This is a genomic window from Kitasatospora sp. NPDC022856 (genome assembly GCF_055561235.1).
Window position 1 is genome coordinate 1 of the sequence record NZ_JBVHHE010000076.1, and the last position, 15685, is coordinate 15685.

Here is a 15685-nt window from a genome sequence, read left to right on the forward strand (position 1 = left end):
CTCGGCCTGCTCGCCGAGGAGTGGGACCCGCGGGAGAAGCGCCAGGTCGGCAACTTCCCGCAGGCCTTCAGCCACGTCCCGCTGATCGACACCGCGCTGCGGCTGACCGCCTGCGGCGGGGCCTACCTCTCCGCCCAGCCGGACGCCCCGGCCGTCGACCGGGTCGAGCAGGCCACGGTCTGAGCGGTGCCTGCCCGGGCGGCCACGGCCCGGGCAGGCCCGGTCCCACCCGTCCCGGTTCGGACCGGCCGCTCGGCCCGGCTACGGGGTGCGCTGCACCAGCTCGTCGTAGGTGCTGAGCACCTGGGCCACCGTGGCGGCCTCGTCCGGCCAGGTCTCGGCCTGCTGCCGGCCGGCGGCTACCAGGCGCCGGCGGCGCTCCGGGTCGGCCAGCAGCTCGCGCACCGCCCGGCCGAGCGCCGCCGCGTCACCGGGCGGGACCAGCACGGCGGCGTCGCCGACCAGCTCGGGGATGCCGCCGACGGCGGTGGCCACCACCGGGACGCCGGCCCGCATCGCCTCCTGGACCGCCAGCGAACGGGCCTCCCAGCGGCTGGAGACCACCAGCACGTCGGCCGCCGCCAGCAGGTCCGGCACGTCGGTGCGGTAGCCGAGCAGCCGGACCTCGGCCTTCTCCACGGCCGCCCGCTCACGCAGCCCGGCGGCCTCGGGGCCGTCGCCGGCGATCAGCAGCAGCGGCCGCGGATCCAGCCCGGCCAGCTCGCGGGTGGCGTCCAGCAGCACCCCGAAGGCCTTCTGCGGGACGAGTCCGCCGACCGCCAGCAGCAGCGGACGGTCCGGGCCGTCGCCGAGCAGCGCCGCCCGGGCCTCGGCCCGCTCCAGCCGGCCCTCGGGCACCGGCGGGGCGGCCACCGGGCCGAGCCGGGCGTCGGTGGCGCCCAGCTCGCGGGCCCGGGCCACCAGGTCGGAGGAGGCGCCGAGCACCAGGTCGGCGGCCCGGGCCACCCGGCGCTCCATCAGCCGCTGGAGCCGCCGCTCCATGCCGGTGGCCAGCAGCGCGTGGTGCGACGTGACCACCAGGGGGGTCTCCGGGCGCAGGCCCGGGAAGCGGCCGGCGGTGCGCAGCGCCAGGTCCGACAGCAGCCCGGCCCGCAGGCCGTGGGCGTGCACCACGTCGGCGCCGGTGAAGGCACGGCGCAGCTCGCCGATCGCGGTGGCGTCGCTGCGGGCGCCCGCCGTGGGGGTGATGTCGACCAGGTGGAACCTGGCTCCGGTGCGGGAGAAGCCGAACAACGCGTCCGTACCGGCGGGCGCGCAGACCGTGACGGTCACTCCGTGCGCGACCAGGCCCTGTGCCAGGGAGCGCACGTGCGCACCGATGCCGCCGGTACTGGCGGCCAGGACGAGCACCACGTGCAGCTGACCCGGTTCTGGGGCGGCCGCGGTGGCCCGGGCGGCGGAATGGTCCACTTCGTCTCGCATCCGACTCGATCAGGTTCGCGCGCCGCGTCGCGAGGATTGCCCGCCGACGGCGCTCGGGACTGGAAAGCCAGTGTCCAGCCGCCACCATGCCAGGTCGGCGGCCCTCTTGGACAGTCGGCGCCACGGGGGGCGCGTCGCGGTCCGCCGGAGGGCCGCCGGGCCGGGCGGCGGAGGCTACCGGTGGCGCGGAGCCCGGGCGGCGGCCAGCAGTTCCTCGGCGTGGGCGCGGCCCAACTCCGAGTCCTCCAGGCCGGCGAGCATCCGGGAGAGCTCGCGCACCCGCTCTTCGTCGTTGAGCACCTTGACGCCGCTGCGGGTCACGGTGCCGTCGTTGGTCTTCACCACCACCAGGTGGCGGTCGGCGAAGGCGGCGACCTGCGGCAGGTGGGTGACCACCACGACCTGGGCCGACTCGGCCAACTTGGCCAGCCGGCGGCCGATCTCGACCGCGGCCTTGCCGCCGACGCCGGCGTCCACCTCGTCGAACAGGTACGTGGGGACGGGGTCGGCGCCGGCGAAGACCACCTCGACGGCGAGCATCACCCGGGACAGCTCACCGCCGGAGGCGCCCTTGGCGATCGGGCGGGGCTGGGCCCCGGGGTGCGGGGCGAGCAGGACCTCGACCTCGTCCACGCCGTGCGGGCCGTAGGCGACGGTGCGGCCGTCGACCTCGATGCCGGAGAGGTCGTCGACCTGGGCGATCGCGAAGGTCACCCGGGCGTGCGGCATCGCGAGTTCGGCGAGCTCGGCGGAGACGGCCTCGGCGAAGCGGCCGGCGGCGGCCTGCCGGGCGGTCGAGACCTCGCCCGCGAGCTCGGCCAACTCGGCGCGCAGCGCGGTCTCCTGGGCGCCGAGTTCGTCGATCCGCTCGTCGTCGCCGTCGAGCTCGGCGAGCCGGGCGGAGCCGTTGTCGGCCCAGGCGAGCACCTCGGCGAGGGAGTTCTCCGGGCCGCCGTACTTGCGCAGCAGCTGGGCCAGGACGGCCCGGCGGTCCTCGACGGCGGCCAGCCGGACCGGGTCGGCGTCCAGGTCGTCGGCGTAGCCGGCCAGGTCACCGGCGACGTCGGCCAGCAGGTAGCCGACCTCGTTCAGCCGGTCGGCGAGGCCGGCGAGGCGCTCGTCATGGTGGCGGACGGCGTCCAGGGCGCGGCGGGCCTGGGCCAGCAGGGTGCCGGCGTCCAGCGCCTCCGGGTCGGCGGGGTCACCGGCCAGCGCGGCGTGGGCCAGGGTGGCGGCGGAGGAGAGCGCGTCGGCGTGGCCGAGCCGCTCGGCCTCGGCGCCCAGTTCGACGTCCTCGTCGGCGACGGGCTCGGCGGCGGCCACCTCGTCCAGGCCGAAGCGCAGCAGGTCGGCCTCCTGCGCGCGCTCGCGGGCCCGGGTGGTCAGCTCCTCCAGGGTGGCCGAGACCTCCCGCAGCCGGCGGTAGACCTCGCGGTAGCGGGCCAGCGGCTCGGCCACCGCCTCGCCCGCGTACCGGTCCAGGGCGCCGCGCTGGCGCGCCGGCCGGAGCAGCCGCTGCTGGTCGGTCTGGCCGTGCACGGCGATCAGGTCCTCGCCGAGCTCGGCCAGCAGCCCGACCGGCACGGCCCGGCCGCCGACGTACGCCCGGGAGCGGCCCTCGGCCGAGACGGTCCGGCTGATCAGCAGCGCGCCGTCGTCGAGTTCGGCGCCGGCCTCCACCGCGCGGACCGCCGCCGGGGAGCCCTCGGGCAGTTCGAGGCGGCCCTCGACGACCGCTCGTCCGGCGCCGTTGCGCACCAGAGCGGGGTCGGCCCGGCCACCGAGCAACAGGCCGAGGCTGGTCACCACCATGGTCTTGCCGGCACCGGTCTCACCGGTCACGGCGGTGAAGCCGGGGGCCAGTTCGACCACCGCATCGTCGATGACCCCTAGATCCCGTATCCGCATCTCGTCCAACACGGTGACGACCTTACGAGGTTCCGGCCCCGGCGCGCGACGAGCGGCAACTCCACGCCCCTCAAGTTCATCCCTTCCGGGGCGTTTCGGCGGGGCTGGGCACGGTGCACCAGGGCAGGAAGATCTGCGCGAGCGGGCCGATGGCCAGCGCGTATGCGACGGTGCCGACGCCCGCGGTACCACCGAGCAGGACTCCGGCGGCCAGCACGGTGAGTTCGATTCCGGTCCGGATCAGCCGCAGCGACCGGCCGGTGCGCCGGTGCAGGCCGGTCATCAGGCCGTCGCGCGGGCCCGGGCCGAAGCGCGCGCCGATGTAGAGGCCGGTGGCCAGGCCGTTCAGCACGATCGCGCCGACCATCAGCGCGATCCGGGCCGGCAGCGGTCCGGGCGTGCCGGTCACCCGGAGGGTGAGGTCCATCGCCGCGCCGATCATCAGCACATTGGCCACGGTCCCGAGCCCGGGGCGCTGGCGCAGCGGGATCCAGAGCAGCAGCACCAGCGCGCCGCAGATGGTCACCCAGGCGCCCACCGAGAGGCCGGCGGTGCGCTGCAGGCCCTGGTGGAAGACGTCCCACGGGTCGAGGCCGAGCCCGGAGCGCAGCATCAGCCCCATGCTCGCCCCGTAGAGGGAGAGCCCGACCAGCAGTTGCGGGAGGCGGCGGCCGAGGGCGTGGGTGTCGCCGAGCAGGCGGACGGCGAGGGAGGGGCGCCGCGCCGTGACGGCGGGCGCGGGGGTGGTCGGTCGCGTGGTCGTGGTGGCCATCGGGCTCTCCCGCAGGTGGTGCTGCACCGTACGGGCCCGGCCCGCGACGGTGGCGGACTCGATGGCCGCCCTGCCATGATCGACAGGCCAAAGCGACCCCTTCCAGGGCCAATTTCGAGCAAGTGGACTGATCAGCCATGGCCGACTGGCACACCACCGTCACCGCCGCCGCACTGGCCCGGCTGCTCGACGCGGCCCGGCTGCCCGAGCCGGCCGCCGCCCGCCGCCCCGCCTACCGGACGCTGGCCGGGCAGGTCCGGCTGCTGGTCACCGAGGGCCGGCTGCCGGTCGGGGCCCGGCTCCCCGCCGAGCGCGAGCTGGCCCTGGCGCTGCGGCTCAGCCGCACCACCGTGGCCACCGCGTACGAGGCGCTGCGCGCCGAGGGGTACCTGCACAGCCGGCGCGGCTCCGGCAGCTGGACCGCCCTGCCCGAGGGCGCCCCGCCGCCCGGCGACGCGCTGCACCCGGTCCCGCCGGACGAGCAGGGCCGCACGCTGGACCTCGGGGTCGCCGCGCTGCCCGCCCCGCAGCCCTTCCTCGGCGCGGCGGCCGCCCGGGCCGTCGAACAGCTCCCCGCGTACGCCGCCGGGCACGGCAACTACCCCACCGGCGTCCCGGTGCTGCGCGAGGCGGTGGCCCGGCGCTACACCGAGCGCGGCCTGCCGACCACCCCCGACCAGATCCTGATCACGATCGGCGCGATGGGCGGGCTGCACCTGGTGCGGCAGGCTCTGATCTCCCGCGGCGACCGGGTCGCCGTCGAGGCGCCCAGCTACGCGCACACGCTGCAGGCCCTGCGCCTGGGCGAGGCGCGCCTGGTGCCCGTCCCCTACGGCTGGCCCGGCGGGCCGTCCCGGCAGCCCTCCTGGGACCTCGCCGAGTGGCGCCGGGTGCTGCGCGGCGCCACGCCCAGGGCCGCCTACGTGATCCCGGACTTCCACAACCCCACCGGCGCCCTCGTCCCCGAGGACCAGCGCCGCGAACTGCTGGCCGCCGCGCGGGCCGCCGGCACGATCGTGCTGGCCGACGAGACCACCGCCGAGCTCGGCTGGGGCCTCGCGCCGGACGCCGTGCTCCCCCGCCCGACGGCCGCGCTGGACCGGTCCGCCCAGGTGGTCACCGTCGGCTCGGCGGGCAAGCTGCTCTGGGGCGGCCTGCGGATCGGCTGGGTCCGGGCGGCCCCCGCGCTGGTGCGCCGGCTGGCCACCGCCCGGGTCTACAGCGACGTCGGCGCCCCGGTGCTGGACCAGCTGATCGCCGCCGAGCTGCTCGGCGAGCCGCTGGCGGCCGTCCGCGCCCACCAGCTGGACCGGCTGCGCTCCACCGCCGAGGCCTTCGCCCGCGCGCTGCGCGAGCGGCTGCCCGCCTGGCACTACGCCGCTCCGCCCGGCGGGCTCGCGCTCTGGGTCTCCACCGGGGGCCTGTCCGGTGCGGCACTGGCCCAGGCCGGGGAGCAGGGCGGCGTACGGATCGCGGCGGGCAACCGCTTCGGCTCGGACGGGGCCTTCGAGCACCACATCCGGATCCCGCTCACCCTCCCCGCCGCGGCCGTGCCCGCCGCCGTCGAACGCCTCGCGGAGGTCGCCGCCCGGGCCGCCCACGGCGGCCGCTGGAGCGCGGGCGACGACAGCCAGCCGCTGGCGGTCTGAGGGCCGCCCACGGCGGGAAGGGCCCGGGCCGCCGGTGGTCGGTACCGGCGGCCCGGGCCCTTCCGTCAGTGCGTCTCGGCCCGGCCGCGCCAACCCGTCACCGGCAGCGCGAACTTCGCCACCAGCCGGTCGGTGAACGGCGCGCGGTGCAGTCGCGCCAGCCGCACCGGCGTCTGCCCCCGGCGGACCTCCACCCGGGCCCCGGCCGGCAGCTCCACCGAGCGCCGCCCGTCGCACCAGAGCACGCCGTGCGGGGTCTTCGGCTGCACCTCGACCGCCAGCACCGAGTCCGGCGAGGCCACCAGCGGCCGGGCGAACAGCGCGTGCGCGCTGATCGGCACCATCAGCAGGGCCTCCACCTCGGGCCAGACCACCGGGCCGCCGCCGGAGAACGCGTACGCCGTCGAACCGGTCGGCGTCGCGCAGACCACCCCGTCGCAGCCGAAGTTGGAGACCGGACGGCCGTCCACCTCGGTCACCACCTCCAGCATCCGCTCCCGGGACGCCTTCTCGATCGAGGCCTCGTTCAACGCCCAGTCCTGGTGGACCACATCGCCGTTGGTCCGGACGATCACGTCGAGCGTCATCCGTTCCTCGACCTCGTAGTCGGCGTCGACGACCCGCTCCACCACGACCGCGAGATCGTCCCGCTCGGCCTCCGCGAGGAAGCCCACCCGGCCCAGGTTGATGCCGAGCATCGGCAGCCCGTGCTCACGGGCCAGCTCGGCCCCGCGCAGCAGCGTCCCGTCGCCGCCGGCGACCAGGATCAGCTCGCAGCCGTCCGCCGCACCGGGCCCGCCGGCCACCCGCTCGATGCCGTCGGGCAGGTCCAGGTCGACCGCCTCGGCCGCGAGCAGCCTGATCCGGATGCCCGCCTTCAGCAGGCCGTGCACCAGGCCCTCGACGCTGCGCAGCGCGGCCTCCCGGCCGGTGTGCGCGATCAGGAAGACCGTACGTCCGTCACTCATGCGCGCCCCCTCCGCCCGTCCTGACGGCTCCGAGGTGCCCCCGTCTCCCCACGGTAGCCGCGGGCGACGCGTACCCCTCGACAGCTCTCCCCCGGATCTCGGCCGGGATTACCCCCACGGTTCGCTCGCTCATGCCCGCTGCCCTCTCCCTACGTCGGCCGGGTCGCCCTCGGCCCGGTGCGGCCGCGTCACTCAGCATGACGGACCGGACGTCCGCAGAGCACCCTACCGGGGGCCTTCGGCGACGGCCCGGTCCGCCTCCGCCGGGTCCAACGGCGGGGCGTCCCGGCGCAGCCAGAGGAAGTACTCGACGTTCCCCGACGGCCCCGGCAGCGGGCTCGCGGTGACCGCCCGCACGCCCAGCCCCTGCTCCCACGCCTTCCCGGCCACCTGCCGGATCATCTCGGCGCGCAGCTGCGGGCTGCGCACCACGCCGCCGCTGCCCAGCCGCTCCTTGCCGATCTCGAACTGCGGCTTGACCATCAGCACCAGGTCCGCGTCCTCGGCGGCGCAGCCGGCCAGCGCGGGCAGCACCAGGCCGAGCGAGATGAACGAGAGGTCGCCGACCACCAGGTCGACCGGCGAACCGCCGATCAGCTCCCGGGTCAGCTCGCGCACGTTGGTGCGGTCCATCACCGTCACCCGCTCGTCGCTCTGCAGCGACCACGCGAGCTGTCCGTAGCCGACGTCCACCGCCAGCACGCCGGCCGCCCCGGCGCGCAGCAGCACGTCGGTGAAGCCGCCGGTGGAGGCGCCCGCGTCCAGCGCCCGGCGGCCCTCGACCACCAGGCCCTGCGGGACGAAGGCCGCGAACGCCCCGGCGAGCTTGTGCCCGCCGCGCGAGACGTAGTCGGGGTCGTTCTCGTCGTTCGCCACCACGACCGCCGCCGCGGTCTCCACCTGGGTGGCCGGCTTGGTCGCGGTGGTGCCGCCGACGGTCACCCGGCCGGCCGCGATCAGCTCGGACGCGTGCTCGCGCGACCGGGCCAGCTTGCGGCGGACCAGCTCCGCGTCGAGACGGCGTCGTGCCACTGCCACTGGTGTTTCAGCTCCTACGGGTCATCGCGAACGGTCGGACCCAGCGGGTCGATCCTGGTCGAGCGCGGCCAGCGTGTCGGTCAGCCGCTGGTGAACATCTTCGTACACCGCGACGTGTGCCTCGGTCGGCACCCCGTCCAACGCCTCCAGCCGGGCCAGCGCGGCGTCGACGGCCGGGTGGCCGGTGGGAGTCGGCTCGACGCCCAGCGGCAGCGGCTCATCGATGCCGAGGAAGGCGTCCGGGACGGCGCCCGCGGCTGAGTCCGCGGCGAGGTCCCGGGCCGGGTCCGCCGGGCGGATGACGGGCGCGGGGGCGGTGTCCGGGCCGGGATCAGGCATCGGGCTTCCTGGTGCTGCTCTTGCGGACGGTGGTCTTCCTGGTCGCGGTCCGCTTCTTGGCGGGCGGCTCCTGGCCGGCGGCCTGCGCCGCCTTTTTCGCGGCGGCCCGCTCGGTGGTCGCGGCGGCGGTCTTCTTGACGGCGGTCCGCTTCGCGGGAGCCTTCTTCGCCGCGGCCTGCTTGGCGGCGGGCTTCCGCTCGGCGGGCTGCTGCTCGGCGGGCTTCTTGGCGACGGCCTTCTTCACGGCGGGCGCCTGCGCTGCGGGCGCCTGCGCGGCGGGCACCTGCGCGGCGGCCTTCTTCGCCACCGGCTTCTTCGCCGCGGGCTTCCGCTCGGCGGGCTTCTCGGCCGCCGCCGGCTTCTTCGCCACCGCCGGCGGCACCGGCGGATCGGTCTCCACCGGCTCGTCGACCTCGACCCGCTCGGCCACTATCGGCTCGCCGCCCACCCGCGCCGCGGGTGCCGCCGGCTCGTCGTCCAGCTCCCAGCCGTGCCCGAACAGGGCGTCGGCGCGGGGCGCCGGCGCCGCCGTGCCGGGCTCCTCCTCCTGCGGCGACGCGGCCGGAACGGCCTCCTCCTCGACCTCGCGCAGCTTGCTCTCCAGGTAGGCGAGCACCACGCCGACCTTGGTCACCTGGTCGCCGACCTTCTCGAAGGCCTTCTCCACCTCGCTGCGCGCCACGCCGACCGCCAGGTCCACCCCGGCCCGGCCGGCGGTCACCGCCTCCTCGGCCAGGGTCTGCAGCGACTTCGCGGACGGCGGGAACGGCCCGCCCAACCGCCGCTCCACCTCGGCGACGTCGACCCCGCTCATCTCCAGCAGCCCGGCCGCCGTCCCGACGACCCGCTTGCCGACCTCCTCCACCAGCCCGGCGGCGACCTCCACCGCTCCCCGCACCGTCTTCGGCAGCATCCGGGTGCCTCCTTAGCGCCTGCGCGCATCGCTCCGTCGCCGTCGGTACCCGGACCGGTTCCGGGCACCCCACCGACGACGCTACCGCCAAAACCCGCCTGCGGTACCGTGGCCCCGCAGTGACCGCCGCCGTCGCACAGGGAGTGGACCAGCCGCCATGGCCAACGCCGAGGAGTGCCGGACGGCACTGGAGCAGCTCAGCCGGAACCTGGCGAAGTCCACCGGCAACGTCCGCAAGGCGGCCGACCTCGACCGCTCCCTCACCTGCCGGATCACCGACCTCGACCTGACCTTCACCGGCCGGCTGCGCGACGGCCGGATCGAGGACGTCACCGAGGCACCCGGCCCGCCCGCCACGAGAGCCGAGATCCGGCTCACCATGAGCAGCGACGACCTGGTCGCCCTGGTCGGCGGCACGCTCAACTTCGCGGCGGCCTGGGCCAGTGGCCGGGTCCGGCTGGAGGCCGGCTTCCGCGACCTGCTGCGGCTGCGCACACTGCTCTGACCGGGCGGCGCGGCGGCCGACCGGCCCGCGCCCCGGCACCCGTTCGTGGGGCGGCCGCGCGGACCGCCCGGCCGGCCCAGGGGCTCAGGGGCTCAGAACCCCAACTCAGCCAGCGCCTTGCGCCCGTCCGACGGACCGCCGTCCGCGTCCAGGGCCGTCCAGGCCGCCGCGCAGAGCGCCCGCAGGCCGTCCCAGCGGTCCGAACCGGTGCCCTCCAGCTTCAGCACCCCGTCCTGCGCCACCACGACCCAGCCGCCGCAGCCGAACCCGCCGCCCGGCCGCACGGCGACCGGCGGGTGCGCCACCAGCAGCCCCCGCAGGTCCTCCGCGAGGTACGTCGGCCGGTGCTCCACCGGCGCCGACAGCAGTTGCGCCGCCGTGGTGACCCCGGTGAACACCAGCAGGCTGTCGACGCCGCCGTTGAACGCGCCCTCGATGTCGGTGTCCAGCCGGTCCCCGACCACCAGCGGGCGCTCGGCACCGGTCCGCAGGACGGTCTCCCGGTGCATCGGCGGCAGCGGCTTGCCCGCCACCTCGGGCTCCACACCCGTCGCCGCGCGCACGGCCGCCACCAGCGCACCGTTGCCCGGCGCGATCCCGCGCGCGGTCGGCACCGTCAGATCGGTGTTGGAGGCCACCCACGGCAGCCCGCTCCGCACCGCGTAGGAGGCCTCCGCCAGGTGCGTCCAGCCCACCGAGGCGTCGAAGCCCTGCACCACCGCGAGCGGCTCCTCGGCCAGCGTGCGGACGGCCACCAGGCCGCGCTCGGCCAGCGCCTCCTCCAGCCCCAGGCCGCCGACCACCAGTACCTTCGACCCGGCCGGCACCTTCTCGGCGACGACCCGGGCGGCCGCCTGCGCCGAGTTGATCACGTCGTCCGGCTCGGCCGGCACCCCCAGCTCGGTCAGGTGCGCGGCCACCACCCGCGGCGGGCGGGAGGCGTTGTTGGTCACGTACGCCAGCCGCATCCCGGCCGAACGCGCCGACGCCAGCGAGTCCGCCGCGTGGTCGATCGCGTCGGGCCCGGCGTAGACCACGCCGTCGAGATCCAGCAGTGCCGTGTCGTACGCCTCGGTGAGCGGGCGCTCACTGCCGCCGGGGGCGGTCCGTCGCTCGGTGGTGGCCGTCTCGGTCATGCCTTCGCTACCTCATTCACTGCGTCGATTTCCCGTCATCCGTCTCGTCCCGGGCCGTGCCGCCGGGGACTTCGTCGTCCCCCGCGCCCCGGTCGGCGGCCGCCGGCAGCCCGCCGGGTGACGGGCGGGGTCCGGTGTACCCCGGCGCCCCCGGAAGCAGCGGGCCGAACGCCCCGGCGCGGGCCGCCAAGGTCGCCCGGGTCTGCCGCAGCGCGGACCGGTAGTGGTCGGTGTCCGGTCGCATCGCGACGGCCAGGGCCAGGTGCTCGGCGGACGTCTCGAAGTCGCCCAGCCGGGCCGCCGAGACGCCCCACCCGAACTGAGCGTAGTCGTCGGACGGATCGGCCAGGGCCACCGCCCGGAAGTTCTCCAGCGCCGCCGCGTACGAACCGGCGTCGAACTGCGCCCGCGCCAGCATCTCCCGGATGCTGCGCGAGTGCGGCTCCGCCGCGGCCGCCCGCGCCAGCAACTGCTCGGCGGCCGCCGGATGCCCCTGGGCCAGCAGCTTCCCGCCCCGGCGGAACCACTCGTAGACGTCCCCCGCGGGCTCCCCGGCCCGGCCCTGCTCCGCCCCGCCCCCGGGGCCGTCGAAGCCCTCGCCCGAACTCCCGGCGCCCGCCGACCCGTTCACCACACCGTCCGCGGAGCCGTCCGCCCCGCCGCCGCCGTCCAACCGCTCCTGTCCACCACTCATGCGCCCACCTCGCCGCCCGCGCCGACCGCCTCGCGGGACGCACAACGCTGCGTCGACCGCCCACTGCGCTCTCTCACGCCGTACCTCGCCCTCGGTCACGACACCCGCCCGCTCCGGACCAGCACGGGTGTTCCGATCTCTGAACAACGCGTACCCGATTACGATGCCCAGAATGAGCACACCCAGTGCAGAAAGCGGAGCGGAGTCTCCGCAGGGCGGCCCCGGTAACCCCGGCCACGTCGCCACCGCAGGTCTGTCCCTCTCCCCCTTCCGCGGCCTCCGCTACGTCCCCGACCGGGTCGGCGCCCTGGCCGCGGTCACCTCACCGCCGTACGACGTCGTCGACCCCGGCCGCCGGCTCGATCTGGAGACCGCCGACCCGCACAACGTGGTCCGGCTGATCCTGCCGCGCCCCGAACCCGAGGACGCCGGCGACCGGCCCGACCGCGACACCCGCTACCGGCACGCCGCCCGGCTGCTGCGCGCCTGGCAGCGCGAGGGGGTCCTGGCCGCCGACCCGGAGCCGGCGCTGTACGTCTACGAGCAGCGGGTCCCCGCCACCGGCGACTCCCCGGAGCTGCTCCAACGCGGCCTGATCGGCGCCCTCGCCGTCAGCGGCAGCGAGGCCGGCGTCGTCCTCCCCCACGAGGACGTGATGCCCCGGCCGGTGGCGGACCGGGTCGGTCTGATGCGCACCACCCGCGCCAATCTCGAACCGCTGCTGCTCACCTACCGGGGCAACGGGGGCGCCGCCGGGGTGATCGAACGGGCCGTCGACGACGACCCGCTGCTCACCACGACCACCACCGACGGCACCCACCACAGGCTGTGGGCCGTGACCGACCCCGCCGGGATCGCCGAGATCAGCCGCGACCTGGCCACCTGCCGGGCGCTGATCGCCGACGGCCACCACCGCTGGGAGATGTACCTGCGGCTCCAGCGGGAGCACCGCCACCTGCCGCGCAGCCCCTGGGACCGAGGCCTGGTGCTGCTGGTCGACACCGCCCGCTACCCGCTGCGGGTCCGCGCGATCCACCGGGTGCTGTACCGGCTGCCGATCGCCGCGGCCCTGGAGAAGCTGGGCGACCAGTGGCGGATCAAGGAGGTACCCGGCCCGCTCGCCACCGCCCTCCAGGCCCTCGCCGAGCAGAAGCGGCAGGGCGGCAACGGGTTCGTGCTGACCGGCGGCGACGGCGTCTACTGGCTGATCGGCGAGCCCGAGGAGGCCCTGCTCGACGCCAGCGTGCCCCACGACCGGCCGGAGGAGTGGCGCCACCTGGACGCGACCGTGCTGCACGCCGCCCTGCTCGACCACACCTGGCGGATCCCCGACGGCCCGGACGACATCGGCTACCTGCACACCGCCGTGTCCGCCGAGCGCGAGGCCGCCCGAACCGGCGGCACGGCGGTGCTGCTCCACCCGGTGCGCGAGAGCGTGGTCCGCCGGCTCGCCGAGCAGGGCGTCACCATGCCCCGCAAGTCCACGTCCTTCGGCCCGAAGCCGGCCACCGGGCTGGTCCTACGCAGTCTCGAACTGGGCTGAGCGTCCTGCGGCCGGGCCGTCCGGTCGCGCCCGGACAGCAGTGAGGCCCTGCCGCACCCCGGAGTTTCCCGGGGTGCGGCAGGGCCTCACTCACCTACTGGCCGCGCGTGTCAGCCCTTGGCGTCGGTGGACCGCTCCGGCACCACGCCGTCGAAGTCCTCGTCGATCTCCAGGTCGTCCTCGTCGTAGAACTCCTCGACGTCTTCCTCGTCCTCGAAGATCTCCCGCTCGTCCGGCACGCCGCCGCGCGACTTCACCGGAGCCGGGGCCGGAGCCTCGTCCTCGGCCTCGTCCCGCGCGACCTCGTCCTCGATCTCGGGGTCGAGCGCGTCGACGAACTCCAAGCCGTCGATCTCGGCCAGCCGCTCGGACGCGTTGGTGGCACCGTCGGTGTCGGCCTCGGCGGCCTTGGCGAACCAGTCGCGGGCCTCATCGCCCCGGCCGGCCGCGATCAGGGCCTCGGCGTACGCGTACCGCAGGCGCGCGGTCCACGGGTGCACGGCGCTGGAGGCCAGCTCCGGGCTCTGCAGGGTGACCACCGCCGCCTCGAACTGCTCCATGTCGCCGCGGGCACCCGCCGCGACCAGGCGCATCTCGACCTGACCGGCCTTGTCCAGCTGCTTGACCTCGGCCTCGCCGGCCATCGCCAGCGCCCGCTCCGGGCGGCCCAGACCGCGCTCGCAGTCCGCCATCACCGGCCACAGGTCCGCCCGACCGGTCATCCGACGGGCGGCGCGGAACTCGGTCAGCGCCTCGGAGTAGCGCTGGGTCATGTACGACGCGAAGCCGGCCGCCTCACGGACGGCGGGCACGCGGGACGCGAGCCGCAGCGCGACGCGCGAGTACTGGTAGGCCTCCTCCGGCTCGGTGTCGAGCAGTCGGGCGACCATCACCAGGTTGCGGGCGACATCGTCGGCGAGCGTCTTGGGCAGGCTCTTGAGCTCCTGGCGGACATCCGCGTCCAGCTCGAAGCCGGTGACGTCCTCCGGGATCGGCAGCCGCTTGACGGGCTCGAAGTTGCCCCGGCGGTCGTCGTAGTCCCGGCCGCCGCGGTCGTCACGGTCGCGGTTGTAGCCGCCGGACGGACGGTCGTCACGGCGGTAGCCACCGCCACCGGAGGGGCGGTCGTCACGGCGGAAGCCACCACCGGAGGGGCGGTCGTCACGACGCGGACGGTCGTCACGGTCACGGTTGAAGCCGCTCGGGCGGTCGTCACGACGGAAACCGCCGCCACCGGACGGACGGTCGTCGCGACGGAAACCGCCACGGTCGTCACGGTCACGGTTGAAGCCACCGCCGGACGGACGGTCGTCGCGGCGCGGACGGTCGTCACGGTCACGGTTGAAGCCGCTCGGGCGGTCGTCACGACGGAAGCCACCGCCGGACGGACGGTCGTCACGGTCGCGGTTGAAACCGCCGCCCGAGGGACGATCGTCACGGCGGAAGCCACCACCCGAGGGGCGGTCGTCACGGCGCGGACGGTCATCACGGTCACGGTTGAAGCCGCTCGGGCGGTCGTCACGACGGAAACCGCCGCCGGAGGGACGGTCGTCACGACGCGGACGGTCATCACGGTCACGGTTGAAGCCACCGCCCGAGGGACGGTCGTCGCGCCGGAAGCCACCACCGGAGGGGCGGTCGTCACGACGGAAGCCACCGCCGGACGGACGGTCGTCACGGTCGCGGTTGAAACCGCCGCCCGAGGGACGGTCGTCACGACGGAAACCGCCACCGGAGGGGCGGTCGTCACGACGCGGACGGTCATCGCGGTCACGGTTGAAGCCACCGCCGGACGGACGGTCATCGCGACGGAAACCGCCACGGTCATCGCGGTCACGGTTGAAGCCACCGCCGGACGGACGGTCATCGCGACGGAAACCGCCACGGTCATCGCGGTCGCGGTTGAAGCCACCGCCGGACGGACGGTCATCGCGACGGAAACCGCCGCCACCGCCACCGGACGGACGGTCGTCACGACGGAAGCCGCCGCCCGAGGGGCGGTCGTCACGACGCGGACGGTCATCGCGGTCGCGGTTGAAGCCACCGCCGGACGGGCGGTCGTCACGACGGAAGCCGCCGCCACCGCCACCGGACGGACGGTCGTCACGACGGAAGCCGCCGCCCGAGGGGCGGTCGTCACGACGCGGACGGTCATCACGGTCACGGTTGAAGCCACCACCGGACGGGCGGTCATCGCGACGGAAGCCGCCGCCACCGCCACCGGACGGACGGTCGTCACGACGGAAGCCGCCGCCCGAGGGGCGGTCGTCACGACGCGGACGGTCGTCACGGTCACGGTTGAAGCCACCACCGGAGGGGCGGTCGTCACGGCGCGGACGGTCATCACGGTCGTCGCGACGCGGACCTCGGTCGTTGGACCAGCCCCCACGAGACCGGGGCTCGTAGCCGCGGCCGTCGTCCGATCGACGCTCGGGACGGTCCTGGGGCTGGTTCGACATTGTGGTGACTCCTCTTGTTGCTTCAGCTCTACCGCGGATGGAGGCGACACCACTGCCCTCGCGCGGTTCGATGCCGGCCTCCTGGCCGAGCACCATCTCCATTGTCCGGCATCGACCGGGACCCCGCGCCTGGGCGAAAGTCCCCTGTCGTGCCGGGGTGCATACGTGCGTAAAAACAAAAAGGCCGCGGCCCCAGCGAATCGCTGGGGCCGCGGCCTTGAATAATTGTTCGGCGGCGTCCTACTCTCCCACAGGGTCCCCCCTGCAGTACCATCGGCGCTGTGAGGCTTAGCTTCCGGGTTCGGAATGTAACCGGGC

14 protein-coding genes, 1 rRNA gene and 1 pseudogene are annotated in these 15685 nt (G+C 75.5%); 4 read left to right on the forward strand and 12 right to left on the reverse strand.

What is annotated here, in order from left to right; genetic code table 11:
* On the forward strand, window positions 1-183 hold a 183-nt coding region (locus ACZ34W_RS37250; RefSeq protein ID WP_465610751.1), incomplete at its 5' end, for a glycoside hydrolase family 15 protein.
* Between the two features lie 78 nt (window positions 184-261).
* On the opposite strand, the gene ACZ34W_RS37255 is transcribed toward ACZ34W_RS37250, so the two are convergent.
* From ACZ34W_RS37255 to yczE, 3 genes are all read right to left on the reverse strand, one after another.
* On the reverse strand, window positions 262-1443 hold the full coding sequence (locus ACZ34W_RS37255) for a glycosyltransferase family 4 protein (RefSeq protein ID WP_465610753.1): 1182 nt from the start codon (window positions 1441-1443) through the stop codon (window positions 262-264).
* Between the two features lie 174 nt (window positions 1444-1617).
* Window positions 1618-3351: a DNA repair protein RecN gene (recN, locus tag ACZ34W_RS37260; protein WP_352296144.1), complete on the reverse strand. Its 1734-nt coding sequence runs from the start codon at window positions 3349-3351 to the stop codon at window positions 1618-1620.
* 76 nt (window positions 3352-3427) lie between these two features.
* Window positions 3428-4123 carry a membrane protein YczE gene (gene yczE, locus ACZ34W_RS37265; protein WP_380391927.1) on the reverse strand — a complete coding sequence of 232 codons (696 nt, stop codon included), beginning with the start codon at window positions 4121-4123 and terminating at the stop codon, window positions 3428-3430.
* A 137-nt stretch (window positions 4124-4260) separates the two neighbouring features.
* Here yczE and yczR point away from each other — a divergent pair, with 137 nt between their 5' ends.
* Window positions 4261-5772, forward strand: a complete 1512-nt coding sequence (yczR, locus tag ACZ34W_RS37270) for a MocR-like transcription factor YczR (RefSeq protein ID WP_465610755.1) — start codon at window positions 4261-4263, stop codon at window positions 5770-5772.
* 65 nt (window positions 5773-5837) lie between these two features.
* Here the strand turns inward: yczR and ACZ34W_RS37275 are convergent, their stop codons facing one another.
* From ACZ34W_RS37275 to ACZ34W_RS37290, 4 genes are all read right to left on the reverse strand, one after another.
* Complete coding sequence (locus ACZ34W_RS37275) at window positions 5838-6740, reverse strand: NAD kinase (protein ID WP_329490162.1); 903 nt, start codon at window positions 6738-6740, stop codon at window positions 5838-5840.
* Between the two features lie 225 nt (window positions 6741-6965).
* Window positions 6966-7772 (reverse strand): TlyA family RNA methyltransferase, encoded by an 807-nt coding sequence (locus ACZ34W_RS37280; RefSeq protein WP_329492300.1) that lies wholly within the window; start codon window positions 7770-7772, stop codon window positions 6966-6968.
* Between the two features lie 27 nt (window positions 7773-7799).
* The gene (locus ACZ34W_RS37285) at window positions 7800-8117 is read right to left on the reverse strand and encodes a hypothetical protein (protein ID WP_465610758.1); all 318 of its coding nucleotides are present in this window, start codon (window positions 8115-8117) and stop codon (window positions 7800-7802) included.
* A complete protein-coding gene (locus ACZ34W_RS37290) occupies window positions 8110-9030 on the reverse strand; it encodes a hypothetical protein (protein ID WP_465610760.1) in 921 nt (306 codons plus the stop codon). Before ACZ34W_RS37290 ends, ACZ34W_RS37285 begins: the two co-directional genes overlap by 8 nt.
* A gap of 157 nt (window positions 9031-9187) precedes the next feature.
* On the opposite strand from ACZ34W_RS37290, the gene ACZ34W_RS37295 reads away from it, so the two are divergent.
* Window positions 9188-9535 (forward strand): SCP2 sterol-binding domain-containing protein, encoded by a 348-nt coding sequence (locus ACZ34W_RS37295; protein ID WP_465610762.1) that lies wholly within the window; start codon window positions 9188-9190, stop codon window positions 9533-9535.
* 92 nt (window positions 9536-9627) lie between these two features.
* On the opposite strand, the gene ACZ34W_RS37300 is transcribed toward ACZ34W_RS37295, so the two are convergent.
* Complete coding sequence (locus tag ACZ34W_RS37300; protein ID WP_329490158.1) at window positions 9628-10671, reverse strand: HAD-IIA family hydrolase; 1044 nt, start codon at window positions 10669-10671, stop codon at window positions 9628-9630.
* 16 nt (window positions 10672-10687) lie between these two features.
* On the reverse strand, window positions 10688-11365 hold the full coding sequence (locus ACZ34W_RS37305) for a tetratricopeptide repeat protein (protein ID WP_465610764.1): 678 nt from the start codon (window positions 11363-11365) through the stop codon (window positions 10688-10690).
* Window positions 11366-11537: 172 nt separating this feature from the next.
* Here ACZ34W_RS37305 and ACZ34W_RS37310 point away from each other — a divergent pair, with 172 nt between their 5' ends.
* Window positions 11538-12908, forward strand: a complete 1371-nt coding sequence (locus ACZ34W_RS37310) for a DUF1015 family protein (RefSeq protein ID WP_465610766.1) — start codon at window positions 11538-11540, stop codon at window positions 12906-12908.
* 110 nt (window positions 12909-13018) lie between these two features.
* Here ACZ34W_RS37310 and ACZ34W_RS37315 read toward each other — a convergent pair whose 3' ends face one another.
* The 3 genes and pseudogenes from ACZ34W_RS37315 to rrf all read right to left on the reverse strand — a co-directional run.
* A complete protein-coding gene (locus ACZ34W_RS37315; RefSeq protein ID WP_465610768.1) occupies window positions 13019-13906 on the reverse strand; it encodes a tetratricopeptide repeat protein in 888 nt (295 codons plus the stop codon).
* A 333-nt stretch (window positions 13907-14239) separates the two neighbouring features.
* Window positions 14240-14842, reverse strand: a pseudogene (locus tag ACZ34W_RS37320) (hypothetical protein); the annotation flags it as partial.
* A 752-nt stretch (window positions 14843-15594) separates the two neighbouring features.
* Window positions 15595-15685 (reverse strand): 5S ribosomal RNA (gene rrf / locus ACZ34W_RS37325); the annotation flags it as partial.